Consider the following 26304-nt stretch of genomic DNA (forward strand, 5'->3'; position numbering starts at 1 on the left):
CTTAACTAAACACGGAGCTTTCATTTGAAACGGAACTTTAATTACAATTCAAGCTAACTTTACGACAACATATTTAATAAATTAGTTGATTAAATATTCTTAACAAATCAAACGATTTTTCCATTACTCATTTTAATTTGTTTATCAACTAATCCTTCTACTTGAATTTTCACATGCGAAGCAATAACAATTATTTTCTTTTTCTTCTTTTCTTTTTCTAACAAGTTATAAACAATTTCTAAATTTTCATCGTCAATACCATTAAATGGTTCATCCAACAACAAAACATCTGGATTCTCCATAAAAGCTTGACAAAGTGCTAACCTTTGCTTCATTCCAAGTGAAAAAGATTTGACACGCTTATCTTTTACTTCATATAAGTTAAATATCTTTAACCATGATAAAATATCCTTATCACCAATTCGCTTGTTAATTGTAGCAAGATAATTTAAGTTGTAAAAAGCTGTTTCGTTTAAGAAAAATGTTGGATTTTCAATAATTACACCAAACTTGAATGAACTGTCTAGTAACAATTCTCCTTTATCTGGACTAATTAAACCACAAATCATTCTAAGTAGCATAGTCTTACCACTACCATTGTGCCCATAAAGTAAAGTCACTTCCCCAGGATTAAGGGTTAAGTTTATATTTGTTAGCACCTCTTTTCCTTTTAAAACCTTACTGATATCTTTTAAATTAATCATTTTTAACGACTCCTAAATATTCAAATTTTTTAAAAAACAATACTTTAAAAACAAATAGCCCTACCCAAGAGAATAACTTTAAAAGTAAAATCTGAATTGGCATCTCTAGCAAAGCCCAAGTACCAATGATAAATAAATGAGCGATTATTGTAAAATCTACGACCAAATACGATACCAGGATAACAGTAAGTAACATTAAATAGGTAAATTTTGAATCAATTGATTTTAACTTAAAGATCATAAAAATCTCACTCCACAAAAAGACCGAAAAAAGCAAGGAGACCATTAATATGATAACCTCTCTTATGTTAGAATCGGCACTCATTTGTGAAAATAAAAATGACACAGCCAGTTGAATCATAAAAAGAGAAACGATCTTCTTATATAAATCTTTGGAAAGAATAAAAACCAGTTTTTTTAAAGTTGTTCGTGTTCGTGTGTAGGTTATCAATTGAAAATGTATGTATAATTCTTTCTGGACATAGACTAAAAATATGATACAAAAGACAAGGTGTAAAAAGAGTGACATTAATCTCAAACTGCCTGTTTCAATATCAAAGGGAATTAATAAGGAAAAAGTCGTTGCAAAGGAATAAGTATTTATTCTATCAATAAAAATGACATGAAAACAGGTAAATAAAAACGCAAAGAGTAATTTTATTTTCATAAAAAATTGTCCTTTTCTTTAAACTTAAACAATAACAGTATATACACTAAGATAGAAATACTAACAATAAACCAGTTAGAAATAAGGTCTAAATCAAAATTTGTTTCCATAATGAAATGAGCGCTCATAACAGTTGTTACATAAAGAAAATTAGAAAAAATAAGGATCAAAAAACCAAATGCGATATGCTTTAAGAAAATATATCCAATATAAAACAACAGTTGCGTAAATAAAGCAAAAGTCCATAATCTAACAAATGCGTGTATATAAAGTAGACTCAGTATAAATGAAAACCTAAACAATAATCCGCTTAACAAAAATGACAAAAAGATGAAGAGACTGATTTTTAAACTATTAAATAGGATCATGCTAAACCACTCATGAAATAGTTTCTTTCCCAGCCTTACACGATACTCAATGCTTAAAACAGGGATATATTCAAATAAAATAAAAGGTAGCATCAACAAGGTAATCACAAAAAAATAGGTTTGAAAATGATTAAGGTATGCATCTATAAAAGGTAAAAAAGCACGCTCATCCATTAATGAAAAATCATAAGCTAAATAAAGAATAAAACCAAAAATAACTAGATAACTTGTACTTCTGCCACATTTTCTACTCATAAATAATTCCTCGAATGAGCGGAAATATTTAGGTAATATAAAATAAAGAATAAGAAAGCAAAAACAAATAGAGGTGCAAAGCTTCTTAACGTTAATAACATATCAAAATGAGCATTAAAGGTATCATTTATAGCAGTAACTAAAAACTCTGGAAAAAAGGGGCTTATTAGCCGACTTGTCGCAGGTATTAAATTCCCTAACACAGTACCTAATAAATAAGGTAAGAAAACAAAAAGAAAGATAGGAAGGGCTTGAATCAGATACTTATTTTTGATCCACACATTCGATAGAAGTGTAATACCATTTACAAAAATAACCAGTAGTGAAATCCAAATATTTTGGATAAAAATAACCAAAAACACTTGAAACCTTGTCAATTCATATCCAGCACTCATTTCAGTTAAAACCCCTCTAGTAGGCATCCCTCCGAACATCAATGCCAGTAACAATGAAATAAGATTAGAAATGAGTACAATACTCATAATATAAAAAGATTGACTTAACAACATCTGATTTAAACGTTTTTTAAAAGGGATTCTTGTCATTGTCAAATTTCCAAAGCCATTGTCTTTTTCATTTTGCAATCTCGGGCTTAGAAAAGCACCACTCCATGCATATAATGTTATTAATCCAATTGCAAAAAGTCCAGCAGAATTGAACCAATAATTAAATAAAAACCGAATTCCTGTATAGCCATCTAGAAAATGAATCAGAGCTTCCTGATTTAAATCAGGACTTGTATCACCGAGTAAAGCCCTAAATTCATTTTTTTCTGCTAATGAAAAAGAAAAACTAATGACACTAATTAAAACCAGTAAGACGAGAATAATAACCGTACTTTTAGAAAAAAAATCTTTTTTATACATTTTGACCCACACACATACCACCTCACGATCTTTACAAATTTAATCATCAATTACAAAGAAATAAGCCACATTTTTTCACATGCGGCTCTTTTAAGCTTTTAAATTAAATAACTAGCGTACACGATGTTGTAAACGAACCGACTGATTATTTGTAACTTGATTCCATGCAGGATTTACTTGGATAAAATAAGCAAATCCTGCTTCTCCAGTATGAGAGCCAGTCACAGTTCTTCCATCATCAGCCACACCCATTGAAGAACCACGAATCGCACCAGCAGAGTTAACTAAACGAACACTTGGTCTTGAAGCCATTGAACGTGAGATAGTATGAGAATCCCATCGTCCCTCACTTGTTGTTTGCTGCGCACCAATTCGAGTACCTAATGTATTTACTCCATTCCAATTTGTATTAGCATTCACAGTAAATGTTTGTGCATTTGCCCATGTACTAGCTGAGGCTACGATAGTAGCGCCAAGTAAAACACTGCCAATTCCGAAAGCAATGATGGGTTTTTCATGTTTTCAACTAATTTGTTTACATTTTTTGTTACTTTTACCATTTAAAACCAACTCCTTGAATGTAGTATAATTTTTCGTTCAGATTGACAAATCAGAATATTCATTTCCTTGCAAGTGATTTCTCTTTTTGAACTTGCTTACATTGTACTAGATCAGAAAAGAAAAATCAACAATTTTGTTTAAATGTTTGTGAAAATCGTCCGACAAAATTCGACTTTGATGATGTGAAGATTCAGATTGTGTATAAGGGAAACGACTGTAGGGAGATTCAGGGCATTATTCTGATGCAACTATGAACTACTGTACTAGCTTTCTATGTATCAACTGAGCTTATTAATAGATTTTCTTTGCTATTATATATCCTGAATTATTCAAGTAATTTCGCAAAACAGCGTGCAAAGAACGTAACGACAATACTTTTAACATCTTTTTTCCTTCACCCGATGGGTGAAGGTTTTGTTTTGTCGAAAACCAATGAAAAAAGCACTCCGATTTGCTATAATTGTAGTTACAACACAAACAGAATACCAGGCAGTGTGACAGTTAGTACTCCTAGCGATTATCCTGATGAAGAGATAAGGCTCTTTGTATTAAAGAAAATGCCAGAAATCACTAAGGTAAGAGACAGGATGCTGTCACAGGCGCGTCAAACTGAGAGAGAATATGTTTCAGGAGAATCCCATTTCCTGTGGGGAAAGCCATATCGGCTACAAGTTGTCTATGAAGGAAACAAATACGAAATTTCAAAACTACCAAACAAGATAATATTGACTGCTCCCGAAAGATCAACTAAAGAATCAAGGGAGAGGGCATTCAATGAATGGTACAGAGAAGAACTTAAACGAGTGTTGGATGGGATTGTTTCAAGGTGTGAAACAAAAACAAACCTCCATGCTAATGAGTACAAAATTAAGAATATGAAAACTAAGTGGGGTACATGCAATATTGATAAAAAAAGAATATGGATTAATCTACAGCTAGCCAAGAAACCAATAGAATGTCTTGAATATGTTGTTATCCATGAACTGGTACACTTGTTAGAAAAGAATCACACCCATAGATTCAATTCACTTGTGGAGGAGTTCTACCCTACCTGGAAAGAGGCAAGAAAGTTATTGTCAGAGTTGCCTTTGGATCATATTGAAAAAGGAGAACAGGTAGATTATGAAAAGGAAGATAACTCCAAGTGATGTATTCGATATCAATAAAAAATCAGGTGCTCTAATTCTTGGAAAGAATCGCCTTGATGACTATGCAACAAAATTTCTGACTAAATACTGTAAACAGGCATTGGTTGAACCGATGCCTCTTCCGGTTGATGACATTCTTAAGGATATGGGGCTTACTGTTCAAGAAGTTCATTTATCAAGCGACCTAGATGTTTTTGGATGTTGTTTACTTTTGGATGCAGATGTTGATATATATGACAGGGAAACAGGTAAATATTTATCAACTTCCTTCAGTGCTGGAACAGTATTAATTGACCCTTTGTCCGAGTCTTTATATGGTGAAGGCTCGAAAAGAAATACGCTCATTCATGAAGCACTACACTGGGAAAAAGATAAAACATATTTTCAAATTCTTAAGGTTAAAAATAAAAATGAATCTGAAAAATTATATCCAATTTTATGCCGACAATCCGAGACTTTCTTTACACCACCAGAGGGTAAGAACACAAAAGAAAATGAAGTTCGATGGTTGGAATGGCAAGCACATAGATTAGCTCCTAGAGTCCTGATGCCCAAAAATTGCTTCAAAAGGAAAGCGTTAGAGTTTATTGAGCAGTATAAAGCATCTGGTGAAAATACGATATACTCTTGTGACACCTTGATTGAGGATTTAAGCAGCTTCTTTATAACGTCAAGGCTATCAGTAAAGTATAGATTGATTGAAGTTGGTTTAGAGGATATCATATCAGAATTCTCTGATTACAATGATGTCTATGAAGAAATCAATAGTAATCAAGATTTTGTTAGATTAACTCCAGTTGAAGCATTGAAAATAATTGATTCAGATTCAACTCTACAGAACTGGATAACAGAGAGACATTTTGTATACGCTGACGGATACTTTGTACTTGCCAACAGCCAATATGTTACACAAAAAGATGGAAAACTCTTTTTAACGCCAAAGGCAAAGAAAAATCTCTCTAAATGTGTTATCAATATTCGTGAACAGAATTTTGTAACATACACTAATACTTACAAAGACTTGCTTGGGTATACGGTCCTTAAGAAGGTTGAAGGTATTGATAGTAGACTTCTTACGTTTCATCCTAAGTACCAATCCCCTTTACTGAATGAACCTGAAGAAACATATCAAGCATTTTCTCAACAGCTAGCTTCTTATAATGAGGAGGAAGAAATTGAACTCATTAAGTTGCTTGGTGACCCTACCAAAACACTATGTAATTGTCTGTGGTTTTTGATGGAAAATAGAAAGTGGAATTATCCTGATAAGTTTAATGAAGAGACAGGAATCCATAAAAATTATCATGGTAGAATAAAAAATGATAAAGCCAACAATATGACAACGAACGTGTTGATGGCCATCTGTGTTGGTATGCAGTTATGCACGAGGATTACGCAAAAGCTGTTTGATAAATCAAATAATAAACTAGATTATTATAAAGATCCCGATAAGACTTATATTCGTATTATGGATACTATGCCAGGGCTTTCGCTTGATGATTTCAATGGTATTTTAGGGAAATGTGGTATTCAAGAACTAGGTAGTGAAATAAAAGAATAAAAAAGTTGATAACTCGATGAGTTGGTTTAGGACCCCGAAAGGGGTTCTTTTTTTATGCCCAAATTTAGAAAAGGCTGATAAATAGGCAAATTTGGCCCAACTCAACGAGTTGGGCGTGAAATTTTTAAACCTATTATATTTATAAATGTAAGGTACAAGCTTTACAAAAATTAAATGCGTCTAAAGCTGGCCAGCAGAAGACGGCGGATTCATAAATGATTCTAAGATAGCCAATAACAGGTTATTAGAAAATTTGTGATCCTCCGTTTTATTTCCTATACGTAATTTTAGGAAGTAATTCTGTTGGTCATTTTTTCAAAGATTCATTAGTTCTCCGCCGCCTTCTAGGACGGGATAGGAGAGTCTAATGAGATTATCAGTGAGATACGACAACAAATTTCAGATTATCGAACTAAATGAAAAAGAAACCGAGGAAATGTGGATTAGTTTATCGCTCGAAGGTGATGAGCTTCCAAACTCTGACAAAGAACGGTTAATTCAAGATGCCTTTAATGAAAAATTTAATAAGCCCGAATACAATAACTGGCACAAATTTGACAGGCACAAGGGATATTCAATAGCCAAACCAAATGCAGATGGTCTGGAATGTGATACTTCAGAACCTCTAATGAAAGAAGTAGCCGATGATAGAGTTTTTAGAAAAGATGAGCTCGAACGAGCCTATCAAAATGAATATGAAGATGTCTGCCAATGGATACGCACTGCTCTTGGCAAAAAGCAGAACTGGGCAGATATGTTCATTGCAGTACGCATTGACGGTATGTCGATTCGAGAATATGCCAGTTCCACAGGTGCTGATGAAAACAACATTACTCAGAAATTAAAGCGGGCAACAAAGAAATTAGAACAAGAATATAAAAACCGTCAGATTTGACCTTCTCCCAAGGCTACTAGGTAGGAGGTCAAGACCTCCAAAAAATACAAGGAGGTAATTCGAATGGAATTACAAGTTTACAGAAATGCAGAGTTCGGCTCTGTACGTACTACAACGATTGGTGGTCAACCTTATTTTGTCGGTAAGGATGTAGCTGGTATTCTCGGTTACGCAAATACCCGAAAAGCATTAATTGACCACATTGATGAAGAGGACAAGGATGACGTAACGATTCGTGACGCCATCGGAAGAAATCAAACGATGATTGCAATCAATGAATCCGGTCTCTATAGCCTCATCCTCTCAAGCAAGATGCCAAGTGCCAAAAAGTTCAAACGCTGGGTCACAAATGAAGTACTCCCTGCTATTCGGAAACATGGACTTTATGCAACAGATGATTTAATCGCAAATCCAGACCTTGCTATCGCAGCATTTACTGCACTGAAAGAGGAACGTGAAAAGAACAAGGAATTGATGGCGGCCGTTGCGATTGGTCAGCAGCAAATTGCTGAGATGAAACCCAAGGCTACTTACTATGATGTGGTTCTTAAATGCAGGGATGCAGTCAATATTTCTGTTATTGCCAAAGATTACGGCTGGAGTGCCATGCGCATGAACGAATACCTTCATGAAAAAGGGATTCAGTTTAAGCAAGGTGATATTTGGCTTCTTTATCAAAAGTATGCTCCCAACGGATATACCAAAACTAATACTCACATTTACGAAGATAGCAAAGGTATAAAGCATACGAAAGTGCATACCAAGTGGACACAAAAAGGCAGACTCTTTATCTATGAACAGTTGAAAGCAGACGGTATTTATCCGCAGATTGAGATGGAGGTGTGATATGGGAATTAATATGAAAAATGCAGAAGGGTATCATGACCCAACTCCTCATAAAGCACTTAGCAATATCACCCGTGAGGAAAAGGCAGCAGCAAAAGCTGCCTTTAAGCCCCTTGTCTATATTTGCTCTCCTTTTAGCGGAGATATAGAAATCAATAATAAGCGAACACGAGCATTTTGTCGTTATGCTTTAGATAAGGGCAATATCCCGCTTGCCCCTCACCTTCTGTTTCCACAGTTTATGGATGATAACAATGAACAGGAACGTGACCTTGCTATTTTCATGGACATTATCTTGATGGGAAAATGCCAAGAAGTCTGGGTACTCGGTGATGTGATTTCAAGAGGTATGAGTATTGAAATTGAAAAAGCAAAGAAACGCAGACAGCCGGTTAGATACTTTAATAAAGATTTCAAGGAGGTAGAGTCTCTATGAAAATTTCATACGGCAACAGCCGAATGGATAAGAAATGGAAAAACACAGACATCAGCTGGGAGGACTTCTGCTCTCGTGTTAAGACCACGCAGCGTACCACTGAAACCGTAGAAGAATATCGAAAAATGAGAAAAGGTGGTCAGGACTCCATTAAAGATGTCGGGGGTTTTGTCGGCGGTCACTTAAAAGATGGTAGACGTAAAAAAGGGAATGTTCTATCACGCTCCATGCTAACCCTTGATATGGATTATGGCACAAGTACTATCTGGGAAGAAATCTCTACCTTCTTCCCTTATCGGTGTTGTATCTATTCTACTCATAAGCATACTCCAGAACATCCAAGACTAAGGCTGATCATTCCTCTCTTTCGTGATGTGGGAGAGGAAGAATATGCTGCTGTTAGTCGCATGGTCGCAAAAGAAATCGGCATCGACCTTTTTGATGATACGACCTATGAACCAGAAAGATTAATGTATTGGCCGTCTACTTCAAGAAACGGTGTCTTTGTGTATGAGGAAAAAGATGGCTCTCTCCTTGATCCTGATATGTTTCTAAATAAATACGATGATTGGCGAGACACCAGTACTTGGCCCGTATCCTCCAGGCAATCAGAAGTTATTGATCGCTCATTAAAGGAACAAGTCGATCCACTTTCTAAAGAAGGTGTCATCGGTACTTTTTGCCGTACCTACTCAGTTAGCACTGCAATCGATATGTTTTTAAAGGATATATACGAGCCTTCAGCAATGACTGGTCGCTATGATTATATCCCGGCTGATTCTAGTGCCGGGGTTATCCTCTATGATGATAAGTTTGCCTATTCCCACCACGCAACAGACCCTGCAAATGGGCGGCTTCTTAATGCTTTTGACCTTGTTCGCATTCATAAGTTTGGTCATTTAGATGATCGAGCGACAGAAAGCACACCTCCAAGTAAACTACCATCCTTTATCAACATGTGCGAATTTGCCATCCAAGATGATGAAGTAAAAGCACAGTTTACGAAAGAGCGGATGGAACAGGCAACCATTGATTTTACGGAGGACAATTGGCAGACAGCACTTGAACTGGATAAGCAAGGAAAGATTAAGGACACCTTGGATAATATAGTTCTCATCATCCGTAACGATTCAGAACTAGAATCTATTGCTTTTAATAAGCACCGTGATGGAATCGATGCAAGAGACGGACTGCCTTGGGAACAGATGAAGGGCGGCTGGAATGATTCAGATAATGCAGCCCTTAAAGTTTATCTATCTAATAAATATGGCATCTACTCCCCAACCAAAACAAAGGACGCCATATTAGCAGTCGCAGCAGAGCGATCCTATCATCCTATCAAGGAATACCTTGATCATTTATCAGAGTGGGACGGAACCCTTCGCGTTGAAACCTTGCTGATTGATTACTTCAACGCAACAGATAATTCCTATACCAGAGCTGTTACCAGAAAAATGATGGTAGCAGCAGTCGCTAGAATTGTTCATCCTGGTACAAAATTCGATAGTGTCTTAATTCTAAATGGACCACAAGGAATCGGTAAATCCACCTTCTTTGCAAAGCTTGCAGGTGATTGGTTTTCCGATAGTTTAACCCTCACCGATATGAAAGATAAAGCAGGTCCTGAAAAACTTCAAGGGTATTGGATATTAGAATTGGGCGAATTAGCAGGCATGAGAAAAACCGATGTGGAAGTTGTGAAATCCTTTATTTCAAGATCGGATGATAAATACCGTGCCAGTTATGGGGTGAATGTTGAAAGCCACCCACGTCAATGTATCATTGTCGGCTCTACCAATGCAGAAAGTGGATTTTTGCGAGACATCACGGGTAACCGAAGATTCTGGCCAGTGTGTATTAGTGGTGACGGTAAAAGAAAAGCATGGCAGATGTCCGTATACGATGTAGAGCAGATTTGGGCAGAAACTTTGGTACTTTATGGGAAGGGTGAAAAGCTCTATTTAGAGGGCAGTGATGTAGAGTTGGCAACGAATGAGCAGGCAGATGCCATGGAGAGTGATGAGCGAGAAGGGCTTGTTCGCACTTACCTCGATACACTTTTACCCGATGACTGGAATGACCTGTCCTTATACGAGCGAAGAAACTACCTAAACGGTAGTGAATTTGGTGGGGAATCCCGTGTCGGTACGGTTGAACGTACGCTTGTTTGCAATATGGAAATTTGGTGCGAATGCTTTGGAAGGGATGCCTCCGCCATGAAACCTGCAGACTCCTATGCCATTGCAGGCATTATGAAAAAGATTAATGGGTGGAACAAGTACCAAGGGAACAAGAACGGAACAAGTAATTTTCCCCTTTACGGTAGGCAACGTTGTTACGAGAAGAATGAGTAAGGTCGTTCCTTGTTCTTTAGTTGTTCCTTATGCTTGTTCTCTTAAAAACCCAGTCATTACCGATGTTCTGGCTTTACTTGAATGAGTGGAACAAGAGTTTTACTACTTAGTAATAAATTAATAAATAGTAGTAGTAAAGCATCGTGAGCGTATGTATGCGCGCGTATAGGAAAAAACGTTAAAAGTTGTGCTTGTTGTTCCTGATGAATTGTTGGAGGTCATTTATGCAAGAAAAATATATAGAACAAAAACTGGTAGCGACAGTAAAAAGCATGGGAGGTATTGCCCCGAAATTTGTGAGTCCTGGAATAGATGGAATGCCCGACCGCATCGTGTTACTTCCCATGGGAAGAATCGCCTTTGTCGAATGTAAGGCGACAGGAAAAAAGATGCGACCTTTACAAAATAAAAGAAAGAAGCAATTAGAGGCATTAGGCTTTCTAGTCTATTGCCTTGATGATATAGAACAGATTGGAGGGATACTTAGTGAAATACAAGCCACATGAATACCAAAGCTATGCCACTGAATTCATTTTATCCCATCCCATATCGGCTGTATTTCTTGAAATGGGTTTAGGTAAAAGTGTAATTACCTTATCCGCCATATTTGATTTGTGTTTAGATAGCTTTCTCGTTTGCAAGGTGTTAGTGATTGCACCTTTAAGAGTAGCAAGGGATACATGGCCTGCTGAAATTAAAAAGTGGAATCATCTAAAAGGACTCTCTTATTCGGTGGCAGTGGGAACAGAAAAAGAAAGAATCGATGCCCTCAAGAAACAATCAACGTTATACATCATCAACCGTGAGAATGTGGATTGGTTGGTTCATAAAAGTGGTATTCCTTTTCATTTTGATATGGTGGTCATTGATGAGCTATCATCCTTTAAGTCTTATGGTGCAAAGCGGTTTAAGAGTCTACTTAAAGTAAGACCCTCTGTAAAAAGAATAGTCGGCCTTACCGGAACTCCCTCCAGTAATGGATTGATGGATTTATGGGCAGAGTTTCGCATTCTTGATTTGGGTCAAAGGCTCGGACGCTACATTAGTCATTATCGAAATACCTATTTTAAGCCAGATAAGCGAAATGCTCAGATTATATTTTCTTATAAACCACTGCAAGGTGCTGAAGAGGAAATCTACAAACAAATATCAGACATCACCATTTCTATGAAATCTACCGATTATCTCACCATGCCAGAATACGTCAGCAATGAGGTGTTCGTAACTTTAAGTGAAAAGGAATGGAACATATACTCTAAATTGAAAGATGATATGGTCACAAAATTAGGTGATGAAGAGATTGATGCAGTTAATGCTGCTGTGCTTTCAGGAAAACTTCTACAGATGGCAAACGGGGCTGTCTATGATAGTGAAAACAAGACACATATCATCCATGACAAAAAACTTGATGCACTAGAAGATTTAATTGAAGGTGCAAATGGCAAACCTGTACTCGTTGCATATTGGTTCAAACATGATTTAGAGAGAATTAAGAATAGATTTCCGGTGAGGCAAATAAAAGCATCGAAGGATATTGAAGATTGGAATGATGGCAATATCCCTATCGCTGTGATTCATCCAGCAAGTGCAGGACATGGTCTTAATCTTCAAAGCGGTGGTTCGACACTTATTTGGTTTGGACTCACCTGGTCATTGGAGTTATATCAGCAAACCAATGCCAGACTTTATAGGCAAGGTCAAAACGAGACGGTTATTATCCATCACATACTTACCAAAGGTACTATTGATGAAGATGTAATGACTGCTCTTACAAGAAAAGAAGAAACACAAGCCTCTCTTATTGATGCTGTAAAGGCAAAGTTGGAGGTAATGCGATGACCACACCTTATGAAAACTTATCCAATGCCATCATTTTAATGGCAGTTAAAGATTATAGGGATGCACTAAAGAAACTTAAAAAACGTTCAAACTATGAGCCGGCTAAAATAATGAAAAACGAGGTGGAGAGGTTCTTCCGCTCTGATTGGTATAGAGAACTTACCTCTGTTGATGGGAACATCCTAATCAAAAAATTAAAATCGGAGGTAAGAGAGATATGAAAGTAAAGGAATATTTACACCAAGCTTACAGGCTTGATAAAAGAATACAATCAGACATCGAAGAAATGGAATCCTTAAGAGAAATGGCAACAAGTGTATCATCACCAAGTTGGGATGAAAAAGTTCAAACCTCACAAAATGCCGATGCCAAGTTTGTAAGGTGTTTGGAGCGGATTATGGATTTGGAAAGAAAAATAAACACAGAAGTAGATAATCTTGTAGCACTCAAGGAGCAGATAAGGCGTGTTATAAACGAGGTTGCAGACACTGATGAGCGCATGGTATTACGGTATCGGTATGTCCATAACCTAACCTGGGAGCAAATTGGCGATGAACTTAATGCCGATAGAACAACAGTCTACAGATGGCATAATGCAGCTCTTAACCATGTAACTCTTCCTAAAGATCCTATTAAAATATAGCTTGCACAACTTGCAACACTTTGCAACAAGATACCACTATTGCATTTGTGTTAGTATATAATCAGCAAAATAGAATATTTACCAAGCCTTGTGGGAATTCCTCGCAGGGCTTTTTCTATGCCCGGAAAGCGAGGTGAAATGATGCCCAAAAGACCAAAGCGACCGTGCAGTACCCCAGGTTGTCCTAACCTAACCGATGGGAGGTACTGTGAGGACCATAGAGTAGTGGAGCGCAGGCGCTACGATAAATTTGAACGTTCACCGGATGTCAATAAAAAGTACGGTAGAGCATGGAAGAGAATCCGTGACAGATATGCCAGGGAACATCCTTTGTGTGAGATGTGCGAGAAAAACGGACGGCTTACCTCTGCTGAAGAAGTACATCACATCCTCCCCATTTCTTTAGGCGGTACGCATGACAAAAGTAATTTGATGTCTTTATGTAAGTCCTGCCACAACAAGATACATTTAGAAATTGGTGATAGACAGATTCGTAAGTGAGCCAGGGGCGGTTCAAATCTCTACACCTTTTATAGCGGACAACGGCCTGGGGTCTTGCGTGTAAAAATCAGAAATCAAAGGGGGTATTAAAGACTTTTAGAAAAGCGAGGTGGAAAAATGGCAAAGGACGGTACAGCAAGAGGTGGCCAGCGTGTTGGCGCAGGAAGAAAATCAAAAGCTCTAACAGATAAAATTGCTGATGGCAGATTAAACGGGGCTCAAGTACTGCCGGAGCCAGCAGAAATGGAAGGCACGGATGTTCCTCCAGTAAAAGATTATCTAAAGGCGGCTCAGAAAAACGGTAAAGACCTCTGTGCAGAAGATATTTATATAGAAACCTATAAATGGTTAAAGGATCGTAGCTGCGAAATGTTAGTAAACAACCAGCTAATCGAGCAATATGCCATGAGTGTTTCTCGTTGGATTCAGTGCGAGGAGTGTATTTCAGAATATGGATTTCTTGCAAAGCATCCTACTACATCAGCAGCCATAGCATCACCGTATGTTGCTATGAGCCGTGAATACATGAAACAAGTAAATCAGTGTTGGTATCAGATATACCAGATTGTAAAAGAAAACTGCTCTGTAGAGTTCGGTGGCAGAAGTCCACAAGATGATTTAATGGAGCGGCTATTATCAGCTCGGAAAGGAAAATGAAAATGATAATTGAAAAAAAGAATATAAAAGACCTGCTTCCTGCTAAATACAATCCTCGTAAAGATTTAAGGCCAGGTGATGCAGAGTATGAAAAGCTGAAACGCTCGATTGAGCAATTCGGGTATGTGGAGCCGGTTATCTGGAATAAGGTGACCGGCAATGTTGTAGGTGGTCATCAAAGACTTAAGGTGCTCATTGATATGGGTATATCAGAAGTCGAATGTGTCATCATTGAGATGGATGAGGAAAAAGAAAAAGCACTCAATATCGCCCTTAATAAAATTAGCGGTGATTGGGATAAGGATAAACTTGCCCTCTTGATTGCTGATTTACAAGGAGCAGATTTTGATGTATCTCTTACTGGATTTGACCCTAAAGAACTGGATGACTTATTTAAAGATACCATTAAAGATGGAATTCACGATGATGACTTTGATGTGGATGAAGAATTAAAAAAGCCTGCAATCAGCAAATTTGGTGACGTATGGACGCTAGGTAGGCATCGGCTGGTATGTGGTGACTCCACAAAAAAAGAAACCTATGATCTGCTGATGAATAAAAACAAGGCGAATTTGTGTGTGACAGACCCTCCCTACAACGTAAATTATGAAGGCTCTGCAGGGAAAATCAAAAACGATCATATGACAAATGATGCCTTTTATCAATTCCTCTTAGATGCCTTTATCAATATTGAGGAAGCATTAGCAGACGATGCCTCCGTCTATGTATTTCATGCCGACACCGAAGGGTTTAATTTTAGAAAAGCCTTCTCGGATGCCGGTTTTTATTTATCCGGTTGCTGTATATGGAAAAAGGACTCCCTTGTACTTGGACGTTCACCATATCAATGGCAACACGAACCTGTGCTTTATGGTTGGAAGAAGAAAGGAAGACATCAGTGGTATACAGGAAGAAAAGAAACTACCATATGGGAGTTTGATAAACCAAAGAGAAATGGTGATCATCCAACGATGAAGCCGATTCCTCTTCTTGCCTATCCTATTTTGAATTCCTCTATGAGTAATACAATTGTACTCGATCCCTTTGGTGGAAGTGGAAGTACATTAATTGCTTGTGAGCAGTCAGAGCGTATTTGCTACACAGTGGAACTGGATGAGAAGTTCTGTGATGTTATTGTAAAACGCCATATTGAGCAAGTCGGCACTTCAAAAGAAGTAAGTGTTCAAAGGGACGGACTCAGTTATAAATATGATGAATTGGAGGTAGCCAATGAATAAACTGACCCTAGGCAGTCTTTTTGACGGCTCGGGCGGTTTTCCTTTAGGCGGTTTAATTTCCGGTATTACCCCAGTATGGGCATCGGAGATTGAACCGTTTCCTATTAGGGTGACAACCAAAAGGCTGCCTTTTATCAAACATTATGGAGATATTTCTTGCATGGATGGCAGCAAGATAGAACCAGTAGATATTATTACCTTTGGCTCCCCTTGCCAAGATTTATCCATAGCAGGTAAGCGTGATGGCTTGGATGGGAAACGTTCAAGTCTTTTTTATGAAGCCATCCGAATCGTAAAAGAAATGAGGTGTGCTACAGATGGCAAAAAGCCAAGATATATTGTCTGGGAAAACGTGCCTGGAGCGTTCTCATCAAACAAAGGAGAAGATTTCAGATGTGTCCTTGAAGGCATCTGCCACATCGAAGATGAAACCATATCAATTCCTAAAACTGATAAATGGAAACAAGCAGGAAGTATCGTGGGAGATCATTTCTCCCTTGCCTGGCGAGTGCTGGATGCTCAATACTGGGGAGTTCCCCAACGAAGAAAACGAATCTTCCTTGTCGCAGATTTTGCAGGTGGGGGTGCCGGAGAAATACTATTTAAGTCAGAAGGCTTGTCTGGGTATTCTAAGGAGAGCATCCGCTCGTGGCAAGGTGCTACCAGCTATATTGCAGACAGCACTGGAGAGGCAGGCACAATCTGCTTAAATGACCAGGGCGGCAATCGTATGGATGTGACAGAGGATATTACTTGTACCCTACGTGCTAAGTCAAATCATCCACCTTGTGTTATGGATACAGCTGTTTTTGATAATCACGGAAAGGATACTCGTTTTAGTGGGCCGATTGATGTTGCACCAACTATTTCTGCAACTTATGGAACAGGCGGCAACAATCAGCCATTTGTTGTGGAAAATCCTAAGACCTACGATGTGCGATTTACCTCAGAAGGAACAATCAATGCACGTTCAAATGTCTATGAAAGTGATACGGCAAGAACCATTGATACGTCCGGCAATGCTCCGGATAGCAATCAAGGTGGTATTGCTGTGGTAGAAAGTTATGCCTTGCAAGGTTCTATGATAGGCAGAGATGACAAGAATGGACCACGAGGTGATGGTGTTAATGAGGAAGTCAGCTTTACTTTAAATACTGTGGATAAGCACGCTGTCGTTTATGCGATTGATAGGGAGTCTTTCAACTGCGGTCAAAACTATGCTAGAAATCTTGGAATTACTGAAGATGGAATTAATTCAACACTGAATGCACAGGGTCCCAGTGCAGTGGCAACTCCTACCTACTCATCAAGTAAGGCATCATTTTTTACAAATGCCGAGAAAGAACTTGCTAATACTTTAGTTGCTACCGACTACAAAGATCCGCCACTTATCAATGATAATGACGGGATAGATTATACGGTGAGAAGACTAACTCCAACTGAGTGTGCAAGGTTGCAGGGTTTCCCCGATTGGTGGTGTAGTGATTTAGGGATAGAAAACCCTACGATGGATGACCTTCGCACCTGGTATGACATATTTGAAACACACCGTAAAGTGACCGGTAGTTATTCAAAAGCCAAGACACTAAAGCAAATATCTAAGTGGCTAAAGAATCCGCATTCTGATTCTGCTGAGTATAAGATGTGGGGCAATGGAGTAGCCCTTCCAAATGTATGTTTTGTGCTGTCAGGCATTGTCTGGTATACACAATTAGAAGGAAATACTTAATCCATATTTCTATTCTGAATTAGCGATAAAAAGCTTGATAAATAAGTGTTTTAGAGTGATATATGTACATACCAAAACAAAGGAGGTTTTGTACATGATCATTAATTATAACGTAACAGGGTCAGAGCGAAAGAGGTTAGTGACAGCACTTAGCGACATCACAGGTGTTAAAGCAAAGTACCTTGGAATGCCCAGCATGGCTTACGAGGTGGATGCCTTTATCATCAACAAGAATGGGATCCTTGAATTTAGTGATAAGGCAGATAGCGAAGAAATCGAAAAGGTGGCCCAGTGTTTGGCAAGGGAGGGTTTTATCGCAGAGGAGCAAATTGACGCCACTGAGGGCAAACAAACCGCAGACAGTGAGGCTTTAAGCCTTTGCGTATCAATGCCAAGGAGTAGCTTTACAGAAAAGGCACTTGAAAACCTAAAAGCGATTATTGAGGCAAAAGGCGATCTTATCCGTCATGCACTAGAAGCAGAAGACTTGCCGATTGAAATTTCTGAAGATGAAGTTTCATTCCCATGGTTTAAAGAAATACCAACACTAGAAGAGGTTAAGGCTTACAACCATTTTATTTCTGCACTTTGCGAGATGGCGCAAAACCAGAAACGCATTACTGCAAAAGAAAAGGAAACCCCAAATGAAAAATACGCATTTAGATGCTTTTTACTCCGCCTTGGCTTTATTGGCAAAGAGTATAAAGAAGAACGAAAAATATTGCTCAGAAATCTAACCGGTTCTGCGGCATTCAAAGGAGGAGTAAAAAATGAGGAAAATCAGTAAAGAACAACTGCTAAACCTTCGTGAGAAGTACCCTGCTGGATGTCGAGTAGAACTATTAAAGATGGATGATATTCAAGCACCAAAGATTGGCACAAAAGGAACAGTTGTAGGAGTTGACGATATTGGTTCTATTATGGTGCGTTGGGATTCAGGCTCCAGCCTCTCAGTAGCTTTTGGCGAAGACCTGTGCAGGAGGATTCACGATGACAGATAAGATAAAACAACAGATTCTTGCTATTCGTGACACAGGTGAAACCAATATGTTTGATGTACGAAAAGTACAGGAAATCGCTCTAAGGGAAGGATATGACGAGTTACTTCTTTACCTTGCAGATAACATCGGGGCTTATTCTAGGTTCATTCTGACTGGTAAGGAGGAATAAAGCCGTGTGGAGAGAAGGTAGCATCAAAGTTCAGGACAGTATCATCCATTACTGGGTAAAATGCTATGAGAATGGCTCGGAATTTGGCATTGACGAAGGGCGCATCTCTAAGCTGATGCTTAAACGTAACGGAAAGATTATTGCAAATTATGACCGAGGTTGGGACATTGAACCTGTGGATGAGGATGCAGAAATTGCGCTTGCTATCCTACTAATGGAACATAACTAAATATTAACAGAGGACAGTGCCAAAATTGGCTCTGTTTCTCGTATAGATAGAGTGATAAGGCTTGCTTGATGCAGGTCTATTTTTATGCTTGTTGGGAGGTGACCGCATATTAGAAAGTTGAAGAAATATAAACCGACAGCTTTTATGGCAAAGGAATCTTATTACGATAAAGATGCTGCAGACTATGCGGTCAACTTTATTGAGTGCTTAAGCCATACCAAAGGTAAATGGTCAGGAAAGCCTTTTGAACTCATAGATTGGCAAGAGCAAATCATCAGAGATATTTTTGGAACACTTAAACCAAATGGATATAGACAGTTTAATACAGCTTATATTGAGATACCAAAGAAAATGGGTAAATCAGAACTTGCGGCTGCTGTTGCCCTACTTCTTTGTTGTGGTGATGGTGAAGAAAGAGCGGAGGTTTATGGTTGTGCTGCAGATCGTCAGCAAGCATCGATAGTATTTGAAGTTGCAGCTGATATGGTGCGTATGAGCCCGGCACTTAGTAAACGAGTTAAAATCCTGTCGGCAACAAAGCGTATTGTTTTTCAGCCGACAAATAGTTTTTATCAAGTGCTTTCAGCTGAAGCCTATTCAAAGCATGGTTTTAATATACACGGTGTTGTTTTTGATGAACTTCATACCCAGCCCAATAGAAAACTCTTTGATGTTATGACCAAGGGTTCTGGTGATGCAAGAACCCAACCGCTGTATTTTCTTATTACCACTGCAGGGTCAGACACCAAATCTATCTGCTATGAGACACATCAAAAAGCGAAAGACCTCTTGGAAGGGCGTAAGGTTGATCCTACATTTTATCCAGTTATTTATGGAGCAGAGGAATCTGATGATTGGACTGATCCAAAAGTATGGAAAAAAGCAAATCCAAGCCTAGGGATTACAGTGGGAATCGACAAGGTAAAAGCCGCTTGTGAATCTGCAAAGCAAAATCCTGCAGAAGAGAATACATTTAGGCAGTTAAGACTTAATCAATGGGTCAAACAAGCAGTTCGCTGGATGCCAATGGATAGGTGGGATAAATGCACTTTTGCCGTGAATGAGGAAGACTTACTTGGAAGAGTTTGCTATGGCGGTTTAGACCTTTCAAGTTCCATTGATATAACAGCCTTTGTACTCGTTTTTCCACCAGAAGATGAGGAGGACAAATATGTTGTTCTTCCCTATTTTTGGTTACCGGAAGAAACCCTTAATCTTAGAGTAAATCGTGACCATGTTCCCTATGATGTATGGGAAAAGCAAGGTTACCTTAAAACTACTGAAGGCAATGTTGTGCATTATGGTTTCATTGAGAAGTTTATTGAAAGTCTTGGTGAGAAATATAATATTCGAGAAATTGCCTTTGACCGTTGGGGTGCAGTTCAGATGGTACAAAACCTTGAAGGCATGGGATTTACTGTTGTTCCATTTGGACAGGGATTTAAAGATATGAGTCCGCCAACCAAGGAACTTATGAAACTAACCTTGGAGGAAAAGGTCGCACATGGTGGACATCCTGTTCTTAGATGGATGATGGATAATATTTTTATTCGTACTGATCCAGCGGGCAACATTAAACCAGATAAAGAGAAATCAACAGAAAAAATAGATGGTGCTGTTGCCACTATTATGGCTTTAGATAGAGCAATTCGCTGTGGCAATGATACGAGTGCTTCGGTTTATGACGGTCGAGGACTACTTGTGTTTTAGGAGAGGAGAGAGAAGTAGATGGGACTACTAAAAAGTATTTTCAAGGCACGTGATAAACCACAGGATAGGATAGCAGGAAGCAATTATAGTTTCTTCTTTGGTGGAACAACGAGTGGGAAACCAGTGAATGAGCATACAGTTATGCAAATGACTGCGGTTTATTCCTGTGTAAGAATACTGGCAGAGGCTGTGGCAGGCCTCCCCCTTCATCTATACAAATACACATCAAGCGGTGGCAAAGAGAAAGCTCTAAATCATCCGCTATACTTTTTATTGCATGATGAGCCAAACCCTGAAATGAGCTCCTTCATTTTCCGGGAAACATTAATGACGCACCTTTTACTATGGGGAAATGCCTATTCCCAGATAATTAGAAACGGGAAAGGTGAAGTCATTGCTTTATATCCGCTGATGCCTAACAAAATGGTGGTCGACCGTGACAGAAACGGCCGGCTTTTTTATTTGTATCAGCAAAGTTCGGAGGATGCACCTACTCTTGGGAAAGACAGCCAAGTTTATCTCTATCCATCCGATGTGCTGCATATTCCTGGTCTTGGCTTTGATGGACTTGTAGGCTACTCACCCATTGCAATGGCGAAGAATGCTGTGGGACTGGCCATGGCTACTGAGGAATACGGAGCCAAGTTTTTTGCCAACGGAGCAGCGCCTGGAGGAGTGCTTGAACATCCCGGCACGATTAAGGACCCTCAAAAAGTGAAGGAAAGCTGGAATAAGGCTTATCAAGGAAGCGCTAATTCACACCGTGTGGCAGTGCTTGAGGAAGGTATGAAATATCAGCCAATCGGCATCTCGCCAGAACAGGCACAGTTTTTAGAGACAAGGAAGTTTCAGATCAATGAAATCGCTCGAATTTTTCGTGTGCCTCCCCATATGGTTGGAGACTTGGAAAAGTCGAGCTTTTCTAATATTGAGCAACAATCCCTTGAGTTTGTGAAATACACCTTGGACCCTTGGGTGATTCGATGGGAGCAGGCAATCAGTCGATCCCTTTTAAGACCAGATGAAAAGAAGATGTATTTTTCCAAGTTCAATGTGGACGGTCTGCTTCGAGGGGACTATGTTTCAAGGATGAACGGCTATGCCACCGCCAGACAAAATGGCTGGATGAGTGCCAACGATATCAGAGAACTGGAGAATCTTGACCGAATCCCAGTTGAACTAGGTGGTGATTTATACCTTATCAATGGCAATATGACCAAACTGGCAGATGCGGGCATATTTGCAAATAAAGAAGGATTGGAGGTAAAAACCGAATGAGGAAATTTTGGAATTGGGTGCGTGATGAAGATACACAATCACGAACCCTCTACTTAAACGGGGCAATTGCAGAGGAGAGTTGGTTTGAAGATGATGTAACACCTGCGGCTTTTAAGTCAGACCTTATGGCTGGTGAAGGGGATATCGTTGTATGGATCAACTCTCCTGGTGGTGATTGTATCGCAGCATCACAGATTTACAACATGCTTATGGAATACAAAGGAAATGTAACAATCAAGATTGATGGCATTGCAGCATCGGCAGCTTCAGTCATTGCCATGGCAGGTACTGAAATCTTAATGTCTCCCACTTCCCTGATGATGGTTCATAATCCATTTACCATTGCCATCGGTGATAGTGAGGAGATGCAAAAGGCAATACAAATGCTAGATGAAGTAAAGGAAAGTATCATCAATGCTTATGAACTGAAAACCGGTTTATCACGAACAAGGCTATCACAACTAATGGATGCTGAAACATGGTTGAATGCCAATAAGGCACTTGAACTTGGATTTGCAGATGCCATTATGTTCAAGCCAGGAGAAAGTCCGCCACAAGATAGCTTTGTATTTAGCAGAAGAGCAGTGACCAATTCACTTATGGATAAACTTCAAAAACCAGACTTAAAACAGTCAACCGAGCCGCTTTATGAGCGGCTAAATTTATTAAAATATTAGGAGGAAATGAAAATGAGTAAAATTCTTGAACTGCGTGAAAAACGAGCAAAAGCATGGGAGTCAGCAAAGGCATTTCTTGATTCAAAACGTGGCAGTGATGGACTTGTTTCTGCAGAAGATGCCGCAACCTACGACAAAATGGAGGCAGATATTGTTAATCTAGGTAAGGAAATCGCAAGACTGGAACGCCAAGAGGCACTTGAAGCAGAGCTTAACAAACCTGTGAACATGCCTCTTACTGGAAAACCAAATATTCCAGGGATGGAAACAAAGACTGGAAGAGCAAGTGATGATTATAAGAAGTTATTTTGGAATGTCATGCGAAGCAAAAATCCTAGACATGATGTACTCAATTCCCTATCTGTAGGAACTGATTCTGAGGGTGGATATCTTGTTCCAGATGAATTTGAACGTACCCTAATTCAAACCCTTGAGGAAGAAAATGTGTTCCGTAAGCTGGCAAAGATTATTCAGACTTCAAGCGGTGACAGAAAAATTCCTGTTGTGGTGACCAAAGGAACTGCGGCTTGGCTTGATGAAGGCGAGGAATTTGATGAGAGTGATTCTGTATTTGGTCAGACTTCCATTGGTGCATATAAGTTGGGTACGATGATCAAAGTCTCGGATGAACTCTTAAACGATAGTGTATTTAATCTTGAAAGCTATATTTCCACTGAGTTTGCCAGAAGAATTGGAGCAAAGGAAGAGGAAGCATTTCTTGTTGGAGATGCTGATGGAAAACCTACAGGCATTTTCAATGCGACTGGTGGAGCACAGCTTGGGATTACTGCAGGATCGGCTACAGCAATTACAGCAGATGAGATTATCGATCTTGTCTACTCATTAAAAGCACCATACAGAAAAAATGCAGTGTTCTTAATGAATGATGCAACGGTGAAAGCAATCCGTAAACTAAAAGACGGACAGGGCCAATATCTATGGCAGCCATCGCTGACTGCGGGTACTCCAGATACATTGCTAAACCGTCCAGTATATACTTCAGCCTATGCTCCAATTATTGAGGCTGGGGCAAAGACCATCGCATTTGGTGACTTTGGTTACTACTGGATTGCGGACAGACAAGGACGTTCTTTCAAGCGTTTAAATGAGCTATTTGCAACCACTGGTCAAGTTGGTTTCCTTGCAAGTCAACGTGTGGATGGTAAATTGATCCTTCCTGAAGCTGTTAAAATCCTACAGCAAAAGGCTTAATGGGAGGTGCAAATGATGAGTTATAACACAAAGAACTATACCGAGCAGGGTGGAGAAAAAACGGTTATTGGCGGTGTGCTAGAAATTAAAGAGGAAGCCACAGTAACGGGCCTCCCTGTTCTTGAAAATCAATCAGTGAGTACTGCTGATACCGTAGAAGCTCTGGTGACGGATTTTAATGCTCTGCTTACCAAATTAAAGGATGCAGGACTTATGACTGCAGATATACCTTAATGAAAGGATGGTGGCGGAGATGACGCTGTTTGAAAAAGTCAAAATGAATTTGATTTTAGAGCATGACCGAGATGATGAACTTCTAAAAAGCTACATCGATGCCGCCATATCCTATGCTGAAAGCTATCAGCATTTACCGGAAGGGCATTATGCTGAAAATACAATGTCCCCAACTACCGAGCAAGCCGTCATCATGTTATCTTCCCACTTCTATGAAAGTAGGGATGGTAGCACTGGCGGCTTCTTTGCTGATAGTGCATTGGCAGGACAACAGGCAAGGGAAACGGTCAATGTACTCTTACGGCTTGACCGGGATTGGAAGGTGTAGTTTATGAGTTTTGGAAAGATGAGTACTTATATCGTTATCATAACTACTGAAACAATCAAAGATAACGAGGGTTTTGGAAAGACTGAAGACACAATTATCGCTTCAGTAAGGGCATATAAGGAGGAGCGACATGCCAGTGAAAAGTGGTCAAATAGAGCGGTGTTTTCTGAAGCAACTGCGCTATTTTGCTTTCGCAAGATACCAGATACCCCAGTGACTACCAAGATGGTGATTGTTTGCAGTGATGGACGCTATGAAATCACAGGTGTAGAAGATGTAAAAAGTCGAGGGATGTATATTGAAGTTCTAGCAAAAAAGGTGGTGGCGTCAAGTGGCTAAAGTCGATGTAAGAATGCCGGAGGATTTTCTGCTAAAAATTTCAAAGCTAGGAAACAAGACAGATGAAATCATTGCTAAAGTATTGGAATCCGGTGGAGAAGTTGTAGAAGCAAAAGTAAAAAGCAATCTGCAAGGTGTTATCGGTAGTGGAACAAAAGAAAAAAACCGTTCCACAGGAGAACTCGTTGCTTCACTAGGTGTCTCCCCTACCAAAATGGATAGGAGCGGTAATTTTAACGTGAAGGTCGGCTTTAAAGAACCACGAAAAGACGGTGCAAGCAATGCCAAGATTGCCAATATCATAGAGTACGGGAAATCCGGTCAACCACCTAAACCCTTTTTAAAGCCAGCAAAAAGAACTTCAAGAAAGCCCTGTATCGAAGCCATGAAACAGCGATTTGATGAAGAGGTGGATAAGATATGAGTATCTTAAAAGAATTAAATCTCATAGCAGACTTGTGTAGCATTCCAGTAGAAACAGGTGTGTTTTCCGGTGTTCCACCTGATGTTTATCTTGTGATAACACCTCTAGTTGATTTGTTTGAGGTTCATGCTGATAACACACCGGAATATGAAGTACAAGAAGTAAGGCTTTCTTTGTTTGCTAAAGGTAGCTATACCATTTTAAAAAATTTAATTGTCCGCACTCTGTTGGGTGCGGATTTTACGATAACAGATCGCCGGTATATCGGGCATGAAGATGATACCGGCTATCATCACTATGCCATAGATGTGGCTAAAACATACGAATTTCAAATAGAAAAGGAGGGCTAAAACATGGCTACAATCGGTCTTGACAGACTTTATTATGCAAAAATCACTGAAGAGTCAAACGGTGATGAAACCTATGAAACTCCGGTGCCTTTGGCTAAAGCAATCAGTGCAGAGCTTTCAGTGGAACTTGCTGAAGCAACGCTTTATGCTGACGATGGCGCGGCGGAGATCATTAAAGAATTCAGAAACGGAACATTATCCCTTGGCATTGATGATATTGGACTGAAAGCTGCCGGGGATTTAACAGGTGCAACAATTGATGATAATCATGTTTTGATATCAACCAGTGAGGACGGTGGTGATCCTGTTGCTGTTGGCTTTAGGGCAAAGAAAGCAAACGGAAAATACCGTTACTTTTGGCTGTACCGGGTGAAGTTTGGTATCCCTGCAACAAACCTTGCCACAAAGGGTGACACCATTACATTTTCAACACCTACCATTGAAGGGACTGTACTTCGCAGAAATATGCTGGATGGTCAAGGGAAGCATCCATGGAAAGCAGAGGTTAATGAGGGCGATGAAGGTGTAAATCAGGCAGTTATTACCGGCTGGTTCAGTGAAGTATATGAGCCTACATTTGCTAACGGCGAATCAGGAGAATAAGGAGGATTTTTATGGATAAGGAACGCAGTGCGCTGATTAATATCGGTGGTCAGGAATACGAGCTTATTTTAACCACAAAGGCAACGAAGGAAATCGCAAAAAGGTATGGTGGACTAGAAAACTTAGGTGAAAAGCTAATGAACGCAGAAAACTTTGAAATGGCCCTTGATGAGATTGTCTGGCTTATCACCTTGCTTGCCAATCAAAGTATCTTGATTGGCAACCGGCTAAAGGGTGATAAAAGAGAACTTTTAGTTGAAGATGATGTGGAACTTCTTACATCCCCTTTGGAACTTGCAACTTATAAGGATGCCATCATGGAGGCTATGTTTAAAGGGACAAAACGAAATATAGCGTCTGAGGAAACAGACTCAAAAAACGTTCAGGTCGAGTAAGCAATGAAGAATTGTTTGCTCGACTTATTTATTACGGAGTGACCCAGCTTCACAGACCAGAGATAGAAGTTTGGCTGATGCCCATTG

34 protein-coding genes are annotated in these 26304 nt (G+C 39.3%); 29 read left to right on the forward strand and 5 right to left on the reverse strand.

From position 1 onward, the window contains the following. Positions 1 to 107 precede the first annotated feature (107 nt). The 5 genes from ABFX15_RS10410 to ABFX15_RS10430 all read right to left on the reverse strand — a co-directional run bounded on the left by ABFX15_RS10410 (position 108) and on the right by ABFX15_RS10430 (position 3280). Complete coding sequence (locus ABFX15_RS10410) at positions 108 to 704, reverse strand: ATP-binding cassette domain-containing protein (protein WP_346025350.1); 597 nt, start codon at positions 702 to 704, stop codon at positions 108 to 110. Next, entirely contained in the window at positions 697 to 1371 is a 675-nt protein-coding gene (locus tag ABFX15_RS10415; RefSeq protein WP_346025351.1) for a hypothetical protein, read from the reverse strand. Before ABFX15_RS10415 ends, ABFX15_RS10410 begins: the two co-directional genes overlap by 8 nt. Next, positions 1368 to 1994 carry a hypothetical protein gene (locus ABFX15_RS10420; protein WP_346025352.1) on the reverse strand — a complete coding sequence of 209 codons (627 nt, stop codon included), beginning with the start codon at positions 1992 to 1994 and terminating at the stop codon, positions 1368 to 1370. The genes ABFX15_RS10415 and ABFX15_RS10420 overlap by 4 nt, the downstream gene beginning before the upstream one ends. Then, positions 1991 to 2872: a hypothetical protein gene (locus tag ABFX15_RS10425; protein WP_346025353.1), complete on the reverse strand. Its 882-nt coding sequence runs from the start codon at positions 2870 to 2872 to the stop codon at positions 1991 to 1993. The genes ABFX15_RS10420 and ABFX15_RS10425 overlap by 4 nt, the downstream gene beginning before the upstream one ends. A 99-nt stretch (positions 2873 to 2971) precedes the next feature. Further along, entirely contained in the window at positions 2972 to 3280 is a 309-nt protein-coding gene (locus ABFX15_RS10430) for a hypothetical protein (protein ID WP_346025354.1), read from the reverse strand. A gap of 542 nt (positions 3281 to 3822) precedes the next feature. Here ABFX15_RS10430 and ABFX15_RS10435 point away from each other — a divergent pair. The 29 genes from ABFX15_RS10435 to ABFX15_RS10575 all read left to right on the forward strand — a co-directional run bounded on the left by ABFX15_RS10435 (position 3823) and on the right by ABFX15_RS10575 (position 26217). Continuing rightward, complete coding sequence (locus ABFX15_RS10435) at positions 3823 to 4569, forward strand: M48 family metallopeptidase (protein WP_346025355.1); 747 nt, start codon at positions 3823 to 3825, stop codon at positions 4567 to 4569. Then, positions 4544 to 6130, forward strand: coding sequence for a helix-turn-helix transcriptional regulator (locus tag ABFX15_RS10440; protein ID WP_346025356.1), 1587 nt, complete (start codon positions 4544 to 4546; stop codon positions 6128 to 6130). The genes ABFX15_RS10435 and ABFX15_RS10440 overlap by 26 nt, the downstream gene beginning before the upstream one ends. A 367-nt stretch (positions 6131 to 6497) precedes the next feature. Next, positions 6498 to 7025 (forward strand): hypothetical protein, encoded by a 528-nt coding sequence (locus ABFX15_RS10445; RefSeq protein WP_346025357.1) that lies wholly within the window; start codon positions 6498 to 6500, stop codon positions 7023 to 7025. Positions 7026 to 7088: 63 nt separating this feature from the next. After that, positions 7089 to 7871, forward strand: a complete 783-nt coding sequence (locus tag ABFX15_RS10450; RefSeq protein WP_346025358.1) for a phage antirepressor KilAC domain-containing protein — start codon at positions 7089 to 7091, stop codon at positions 7869 to 7871. Between the two features lies 1 nt (position 7872). Continuing rightward, positions 7873 to 8307, forward strand: coding sequence for a DUF7768 domain-containing protein (locus ABFX15_RS10455; RefSeq protein WP_346025359.1), 435 nt, complete (start codon positions 7873 to 7875; stop codon positions 8305 to 8307). Beyond that, positions 8304 to 10661, forward strand: a complete 2358-nt coding sequence (locus tag ABFX15_RS10460; protein ID WP_346025360.1) for a virulence-associated E family protein — start codon at positions 8304 to 8306, stop codon at positions 10659 to 10661. Before ABFX15_RS10455 ends, ABFX15_RS10460 begins: the two co-directional genes overlap by 4 nt. Before the next feature lie 224 nt (positions 10662 to 10885). Further along, complete coding sequence (locus ABFX15_RS10465; protein WP_073110220.1) at positions 10886 to 11167, forward strand: VRR-NUC domain-containing protein; 282 nt, start codon at positions 10886 to 10888, stop codon at positions 11165 to 11167. Further along, positions 11148 to 12500 carry an SNF2-related protein gene (locus tag ABFX15_RS10470; RefSeq protein ID WP_346025361.1) on the forward strand — a complete coding sequence of 451 codons (1353 nt, stop codon included), beginning with the start codon at positions 11148 to 11150 and terminating at the stop codon, positions 12498 to 12500. Before ABFX15_RS10465 ends, ABFX15_RS10470 begins: the two co-directional genes overlap by 20 nt. After that, positions 12497 to 12721 (forward strand): hypothetical protein, encoded by a 225-nt coding sequence (locus ABFX15_RS10475; RefSeq protein WP_346025362.1) that lies wholly within the window; start codon positions 12497 to 12499, stop codon positions 12719 to 12721. Before ABFX15_RS10470 ends, ABFX15_RS10475 begins: the two co-directional genes overlap by 4 nt. Further along, positions 12718 to 13143 carry a DUF1492 domain-containing protein gene (locus ABFX15_RS10480; RefSeq protein WP_323380906.1) on the forward strand — a complete coding sequence of 142 codons (426 nt, stop codon included), beginning with the start codon at positions 12718 to 12720 and terminating at the stop codon, positions 13141 to 13143. Before ABFX15_RS10475 ends, ABFX15_RS10480 begins: the two co-directional genes overlap by 4 nt. Positions 13144 to 13482: 339 nt before the next feature. Beyond that, positions 13483 to 13644, forward strand: a complete 162-nt coding sequence (locus ABFX15_RS12220; RefSeq protein ID WP_330590574.1) for an HNH endonuclease — start codon at positions 13483 to 13485, stop codon at positions 13642 to 13644. A gap of 117 nt (positions 13645 to 13761) precedes the next feature. Next, a complete protein-coding gene (locus ABFX15_RS10490) occupies positions 13762 to 14301 on the forward strand; it encodes a P27 family phage terminase small subunit (RefSeq protein ID WP_170821624.1) in 540 nt (179 codons plus the stop codon). A gap of 2 nt (positions 14302 to 14303) precedes the next feature. After that, positions 14304 to 15539 carry a site-specific DNA-methyltransferase gene (locus ABFX15_RS10495; RefSeq protein ID WP_428830632.1) on the forward strand — a complete coding sequence of 412 codons (1236 nt, stop codon included), beginning with the start codon at positions 14304 to 14306 and terminating at the stop codon, positions 15537 to 15539. Continuing rightward, entirely contained in the window at positions 15532 to 17268 is a 1737-nt protein-coding gene (locus tag ABFX15_RS10500; RefSeq protein WP_346025364.1) for a DNA cytosine methyltransferase, read from the forward strand. The genes ABFX15_RS10495 and ABFX15_RS10500 overlap by 8 nt, the downstream gene beginning before the upstream one ends. A gap of 94 nt (positions 17269 to 17362) precedes the next feature. After that, a complete protein-coding gene (locus ABFX15_RS10505; protein WP_346025365.1) occupies positions 17363 to 18055 on the forward strand; it encodes a virulence protein in 693 nt (230 codons plus the stop codon). Further along, on the forward strand, positions 18039 to 18269 hold the full coding sequence (locus ABFX15_RS10510) for a DUF4314 domain-containing protein (RefSeq protein WP_282866185.1): 231 nt from the start codon (positions 18039 to 18041) through the stop codon (positions 18267 to 18269). The genes ABFX15_RS10505 and ABFX15_RS10510 overlap by 17 nt, the downstream gene beginning before the upstream one ends. Then, positions 18259 to 18438: a DUF5049 domain-containing protein gene (locus ABFX15_RS10515; RefSeq protein WP_346025366.1), complete on the forward strand. Its 180-nt coding sequence runs from the start codon at positions 18259 to 18261 to the stop codon at positions 18436 to 18438. Before ABFX15_RS10510 ends, ABFX15_RS10515 begins: the two co-directional genes overlap by 11 nt. Before the next feature lie 4 nt (positions 18439 to 18442). Next, complete coding sequence (locus ABFX15_RS10520) at positions 18443 to 18667, forward strand: DUF7678 domain-containing protein (protein WP_346025367.1); 225 nt, start codon at positions 18443 to 18445, stop codon at positions 18665 to 18667. Between the two features lie 108 nt (positions 18668 to 18775). Further along, positions 18776 to 20377 (forward strand): terminase large subunit, encoded by a 1602-nt coding sequence (locus tag ABFX15_RS10525; RefSeq protein WP_346025385.1) that lies wholly within the window; start codon positions 18776 to 18778, stop codon positions 20375 to 20377. Positions 20378 to 20395: 18 nt separating this feature from the next. Then, positions 20396 to 21655: a phage portal protein gene (locus ABFX15_RS10530; RefSeq protein WP_346025368.1), complete on the forward strand. Its 1260-nt coding sequence runs from the start codon at positions 20396 to 20398 to the stop codon at positions 21653 to 21655. Next, positions 21652 to 22332 carry a head maturation protease, ClpP-related gene (locus ABFX15_RS10535; protein WP_346025369.1) on the forward strand — a complete coding sequence of 227 codons (681 nt, stop codon included), beginning with the start codon at positions 21652 to 21654 and terminating at the stop codon, positions 22330 to 22332. The genes ABFX15_RS10530 and ABFX15_RS10535 overlap by 4 nt, the downstream gene beginning before the upstream one ends. Positions 22333 to 22344: 12 nt before the next feature. Further along, complete coding sequence (locus ABFX15_RS10540; protein WP_346025370.1) at positions 22345 to 23544, forward strand: phage major capsid protein; 1200 nt, start codon at positions 22345 to 22347, stop codon at positions 23542 to 23544. A 15-nt stretch (positions 23545 to 23559) separates the two neighbouring features. Next, entirely contained in the window at positions 23560 to 23778 is a 219-nt protein-coding gene (locus ABFX15_RS10545) for a Head fiber protein (protein WP_346025371.1), read from the forward strand. Positions 23779 to 23797: 19 nt separating this feature from the next. Continuing rightward, entirely contained in the window at positions 23798 to 24106 is a 309-nt protein-coding gene (locus tag ABFX15_RS10550; protein WP_346025372.1) for a head-tail connector protein, read from the forward strand. A gap of 3 nt (positions 24107 to 24109) precedes the next feature. After that, on the forward strand, positions 24110 to 24445 hold the full coding sequence (locus ABFX15_RS10555) for a head-tail adaptor protein (protein WP_346025373.1): 336 nt from the start codon (positions 24110 to 24112) through the stop codon (positions 24443 to 24445). After that, positions 24438 to 24869, forward strand: coding sequence for an HK97-gp10 family putative phage morphogenesis protein (locus ABFX15_RS10560; RefSeq protein ID WP_346025374.1), 432 nt, complete (start codon positions 24438 to 24440; stop codon positions 24867 to 24869). The genes ABFX15_RS10555 and ABFX15_RS10560 overlap by 8 nt, the downstream gene beginning before the upstream one ends. Further along, on the forward strand, positions 24866 to 25219 hold the full coding sequence (locus tag ABFX15_RS10565; RefSeq protein ID WP_346025375.1) for a hypothetical protein: 354 nt from the start codon (positions 24866 to 24868) through the stop codon (positions 25217 to 25219). Before ABFX15_RS10560 ends, ABFX15_RS10565 begins: the two co-directional genes overlap by 4 nt. Positions 25220 to 25222: 3 nt before the next feature. Beyond that, positions 25223 to 25822, forward strand: a complete 600-nt coding sequence (locus ABFX15_RS10570) for a major tail protein (protein ID WP_346025376.1) — start codon at positions 25223 to 25225, stop codon at positions 25820 to 25822. An 11-nt stretch (positions 25823 to 25833) separates the two neighbouring features. Continuing rightward, positions 25834 to 26217, forward strand: a complete 384-nt coding sequence (locus ABFX15_RS10575) for a hypothetical protein (protein ID WP_346025377.1) — start codon at positions 25834 to 25836, stop codon at positions 26215 to 26217. Positions 26218 to 26304 lie beyond the last annotated feature (87 nt).

This window comes from Alkalibacterium indicireducens, assembly GCF_039522005.1.
Lineage (GTDB): Bacteria > Bacillota > Bacilli > Lactobacillales > Carnobacteriaceae_A > Alkalibacterium > Alkalibacterium indicireducens.

What these genes read in the sequence shown, in the direction of transcription:
- ABFX15_RS10515 (WP_346025366.1), top strand. Translation starts at nt 18,259, where the DNA reads ATGACAGATAAGATAAAACAACAGATTCTTGCTATTCGTGACACAGGT.
- ABFX15_RS12220 (WP_330590574.1), top strand. Translation starts at nt 13,483, where the DNA reads ATGTGCGAGAAAAACGGACGGCTTACCTCTGCTGAAGAAGTACATCAC.
- ABFX15_RS10450 (WP_346025358.1), top strand. Translation starts at nt 7,089, where the DNA reads ATGGAATTACAAGTTTACAGAAATGCAGAGTTCGGCTCTGTACGTACT.
- ABFX15_RS10550 (WP_346025372.1), top strand. Translation starts at nt 23,798, where the DNA reads ATGACGCTGTTTGAAAAAGTCAAAATGAATTTGATTTTAGAGCATGAC.
- ABFX15_RS10435 (WP_346025355.1), top strand. Translation starts at nt 3,823, where the DNA reads ATGGGTGAAGGTTTTGTTTTGTCGAAAACCAATGAAAAAAGCACTCCG.
- ABFX15_RS10540 (WP_346025370.1), top strand. Translation starts at nt 22,345, where the DNA reads ATGAGTAAAATTCTTGAACTGCGTGAAAAACGAGCAAAAGCATGGGAG.
- ABFX15_RS10495 (WP_428830632.1), top strand. Translation starts at nt 14,304, where the DNA reads ATGATAATTGAAAAAAAGAATATAAAAGACCTGCTTCCTGCTAAATAC.
- ABFX15_RS10455 (WP_346025359.1), top strand. Translation starts at nt 7,873, where the DNA reads ATGGGAATTAATATGAAAAATGCAGAAGGGTATCATGACCCAACTCCT.
- ABFX15_RS10510 (WP_282866185.1), top strand. Translation starts at nt 18,039, where the DNA reads ATGAGGAAAATCAGTAAAGAACAACTGCTAAACCTTCGTGAGAAGTAC.
- ABFX15_RS10555 (WP_346025373.1), top strand. Translation starts at nt 24,110, where the DNA reads ATGAGTTTTGGAAAGATGAGTACTTATATCGTTATCATAACTACTGAA.
- ABFX15_RS10445 (WP_346025357.1), top strand. Translation starts at nt 6,498, where the DNA reads ATGAGATTATCAGTGAGATACGACAACAAATTTCAGATTATCGAACTA.
- ABFX15_RS10565 (WP_346025375.1), top strand. Translation starts at nt 24,866, where the DNA reads ATGAGTATCTTAAAAGAATTAAATCTCATAGCAGACTTGTGTAGCATT.
- ABFX15_RS10480 (WP_323380906.1), top strand. Translation starts at nt 12,718, where the DNA reads ATGAAAGTAAAGGAATATTTACACCAAGCTTACAGGCTTGATAAAAGA.
- ABFX15_RS10545 (WP_346025371.1), top strand. Translation starts at nt 23,560, where the DNA reads ATGAGTTATAACACAAAGAACTATACCGAGCAGGGTGGAGAAAAAACG.
- ABFX15_RS10460 (WP_346025360.1), top strand. Translation starts at nt 8,304, where the DNA reads ATGAAAATTTCATACGGCAACAGCCGAATGGATAAGAAATGGAAAAAC.
- ABFX15_RS10475 (WP_346025362.1), top strand. Translation starts at nt 12,497, where the DNA reads ATGACCACACCTTATGAAAACTTATCCAATGCCATCATTTTAATGGCA.
- ABFX15_RS10575 (WP_346025377.1), top strand. Translation starts at nt 25,834, where the DNA reads ATGGATAAGGAACGCAGTGCGCTGATTAATATCGGTGGTCAGGAATAC.
- ABFX15_RS10505 (WP_346025365.1), top strand. Translation starts at nt 17,363, where the DNA reads ATGATCATTAATTATAACGTAACAGGGTCAGAGCGAAAGAGGTTAGTG.
- ABFX15_RS10440 (WP_346025356.1), top strand. Translation starts at nt 4,544, where the DNA reads ATGAAAAGGAAGATAACTCCAAGTGATGTATTCGATATCAATAAAAAA.
- ABFX15_RS10490 (WP_170821624.1), top strand. Translation starts at nt 13,762, where the DNA reads ATGGCAAAGGACGGTACAGCAAGAGGTGGCCAGCGTGTTGGCGCAGGA.
- ABFX15_RS10420 (WP_346025352.1), bottom strand. Translation starts at nt 1,994, where the DNA reads ATGAGTAGAAAATGTGGCAGAAGTACAAGTTATCTAGTTATTTTTGGT.
- ABFX15_RS10535 (WP_346025369.1), top strand. Translation starts at nt 21,652, where the DNA reads ATGAGGAAATTTTGGAATTGGGTGCGTGATGAAGATACACAATCACGA.
- ABFX15_RS10465 (WP_073110220.1), top strand. Translation starts at nt 10,886, where the DNA reads ATGCAAGAAAAATATATAGAACAAAAACTGGTAGCGACAGTAAAAAGC.
- ABFX15_RS10500 (WP_346025364.1), top strand. Translation starts at nt 15,532, where the DNA reads ATGAATAAACTGACCCTAGGCAGTCTTTTTGACGGCTCGGGCGGTTTT.
- ABFX15_RS10570 (WP_346025376.1), top strand. Translation starts at nt 25,223, where the DNA reads ATGGCTACAATCGGTCTTGACAGACTTTATTATGCAAAAATCACTGAA.
- ABFX15_RS10410 (WP_346025350.1), bottom strand. Translation starts at nt 704, where the DNA reads ATGATTAATTTAAAAGATATCAGTAAGGTTTTAAAAGGAAAAGAGGTG.
- ABFX15_RS10530 (WP_346025368.1), top strand. Translation starts at nt 20,396, where the DNA reads ATGGGACTACTAAAAAGTATTTTCAAGGCACGTGATAAACCACAGGAT.
- ABFX15_RS10415 (WP_346025351.1), bottom strand. Translation starts at nt 1,371, where the DNA reads ATGAAAATAAAATTACTCTTTGCGTTTTTATTTACCTGTTTTCATGTC.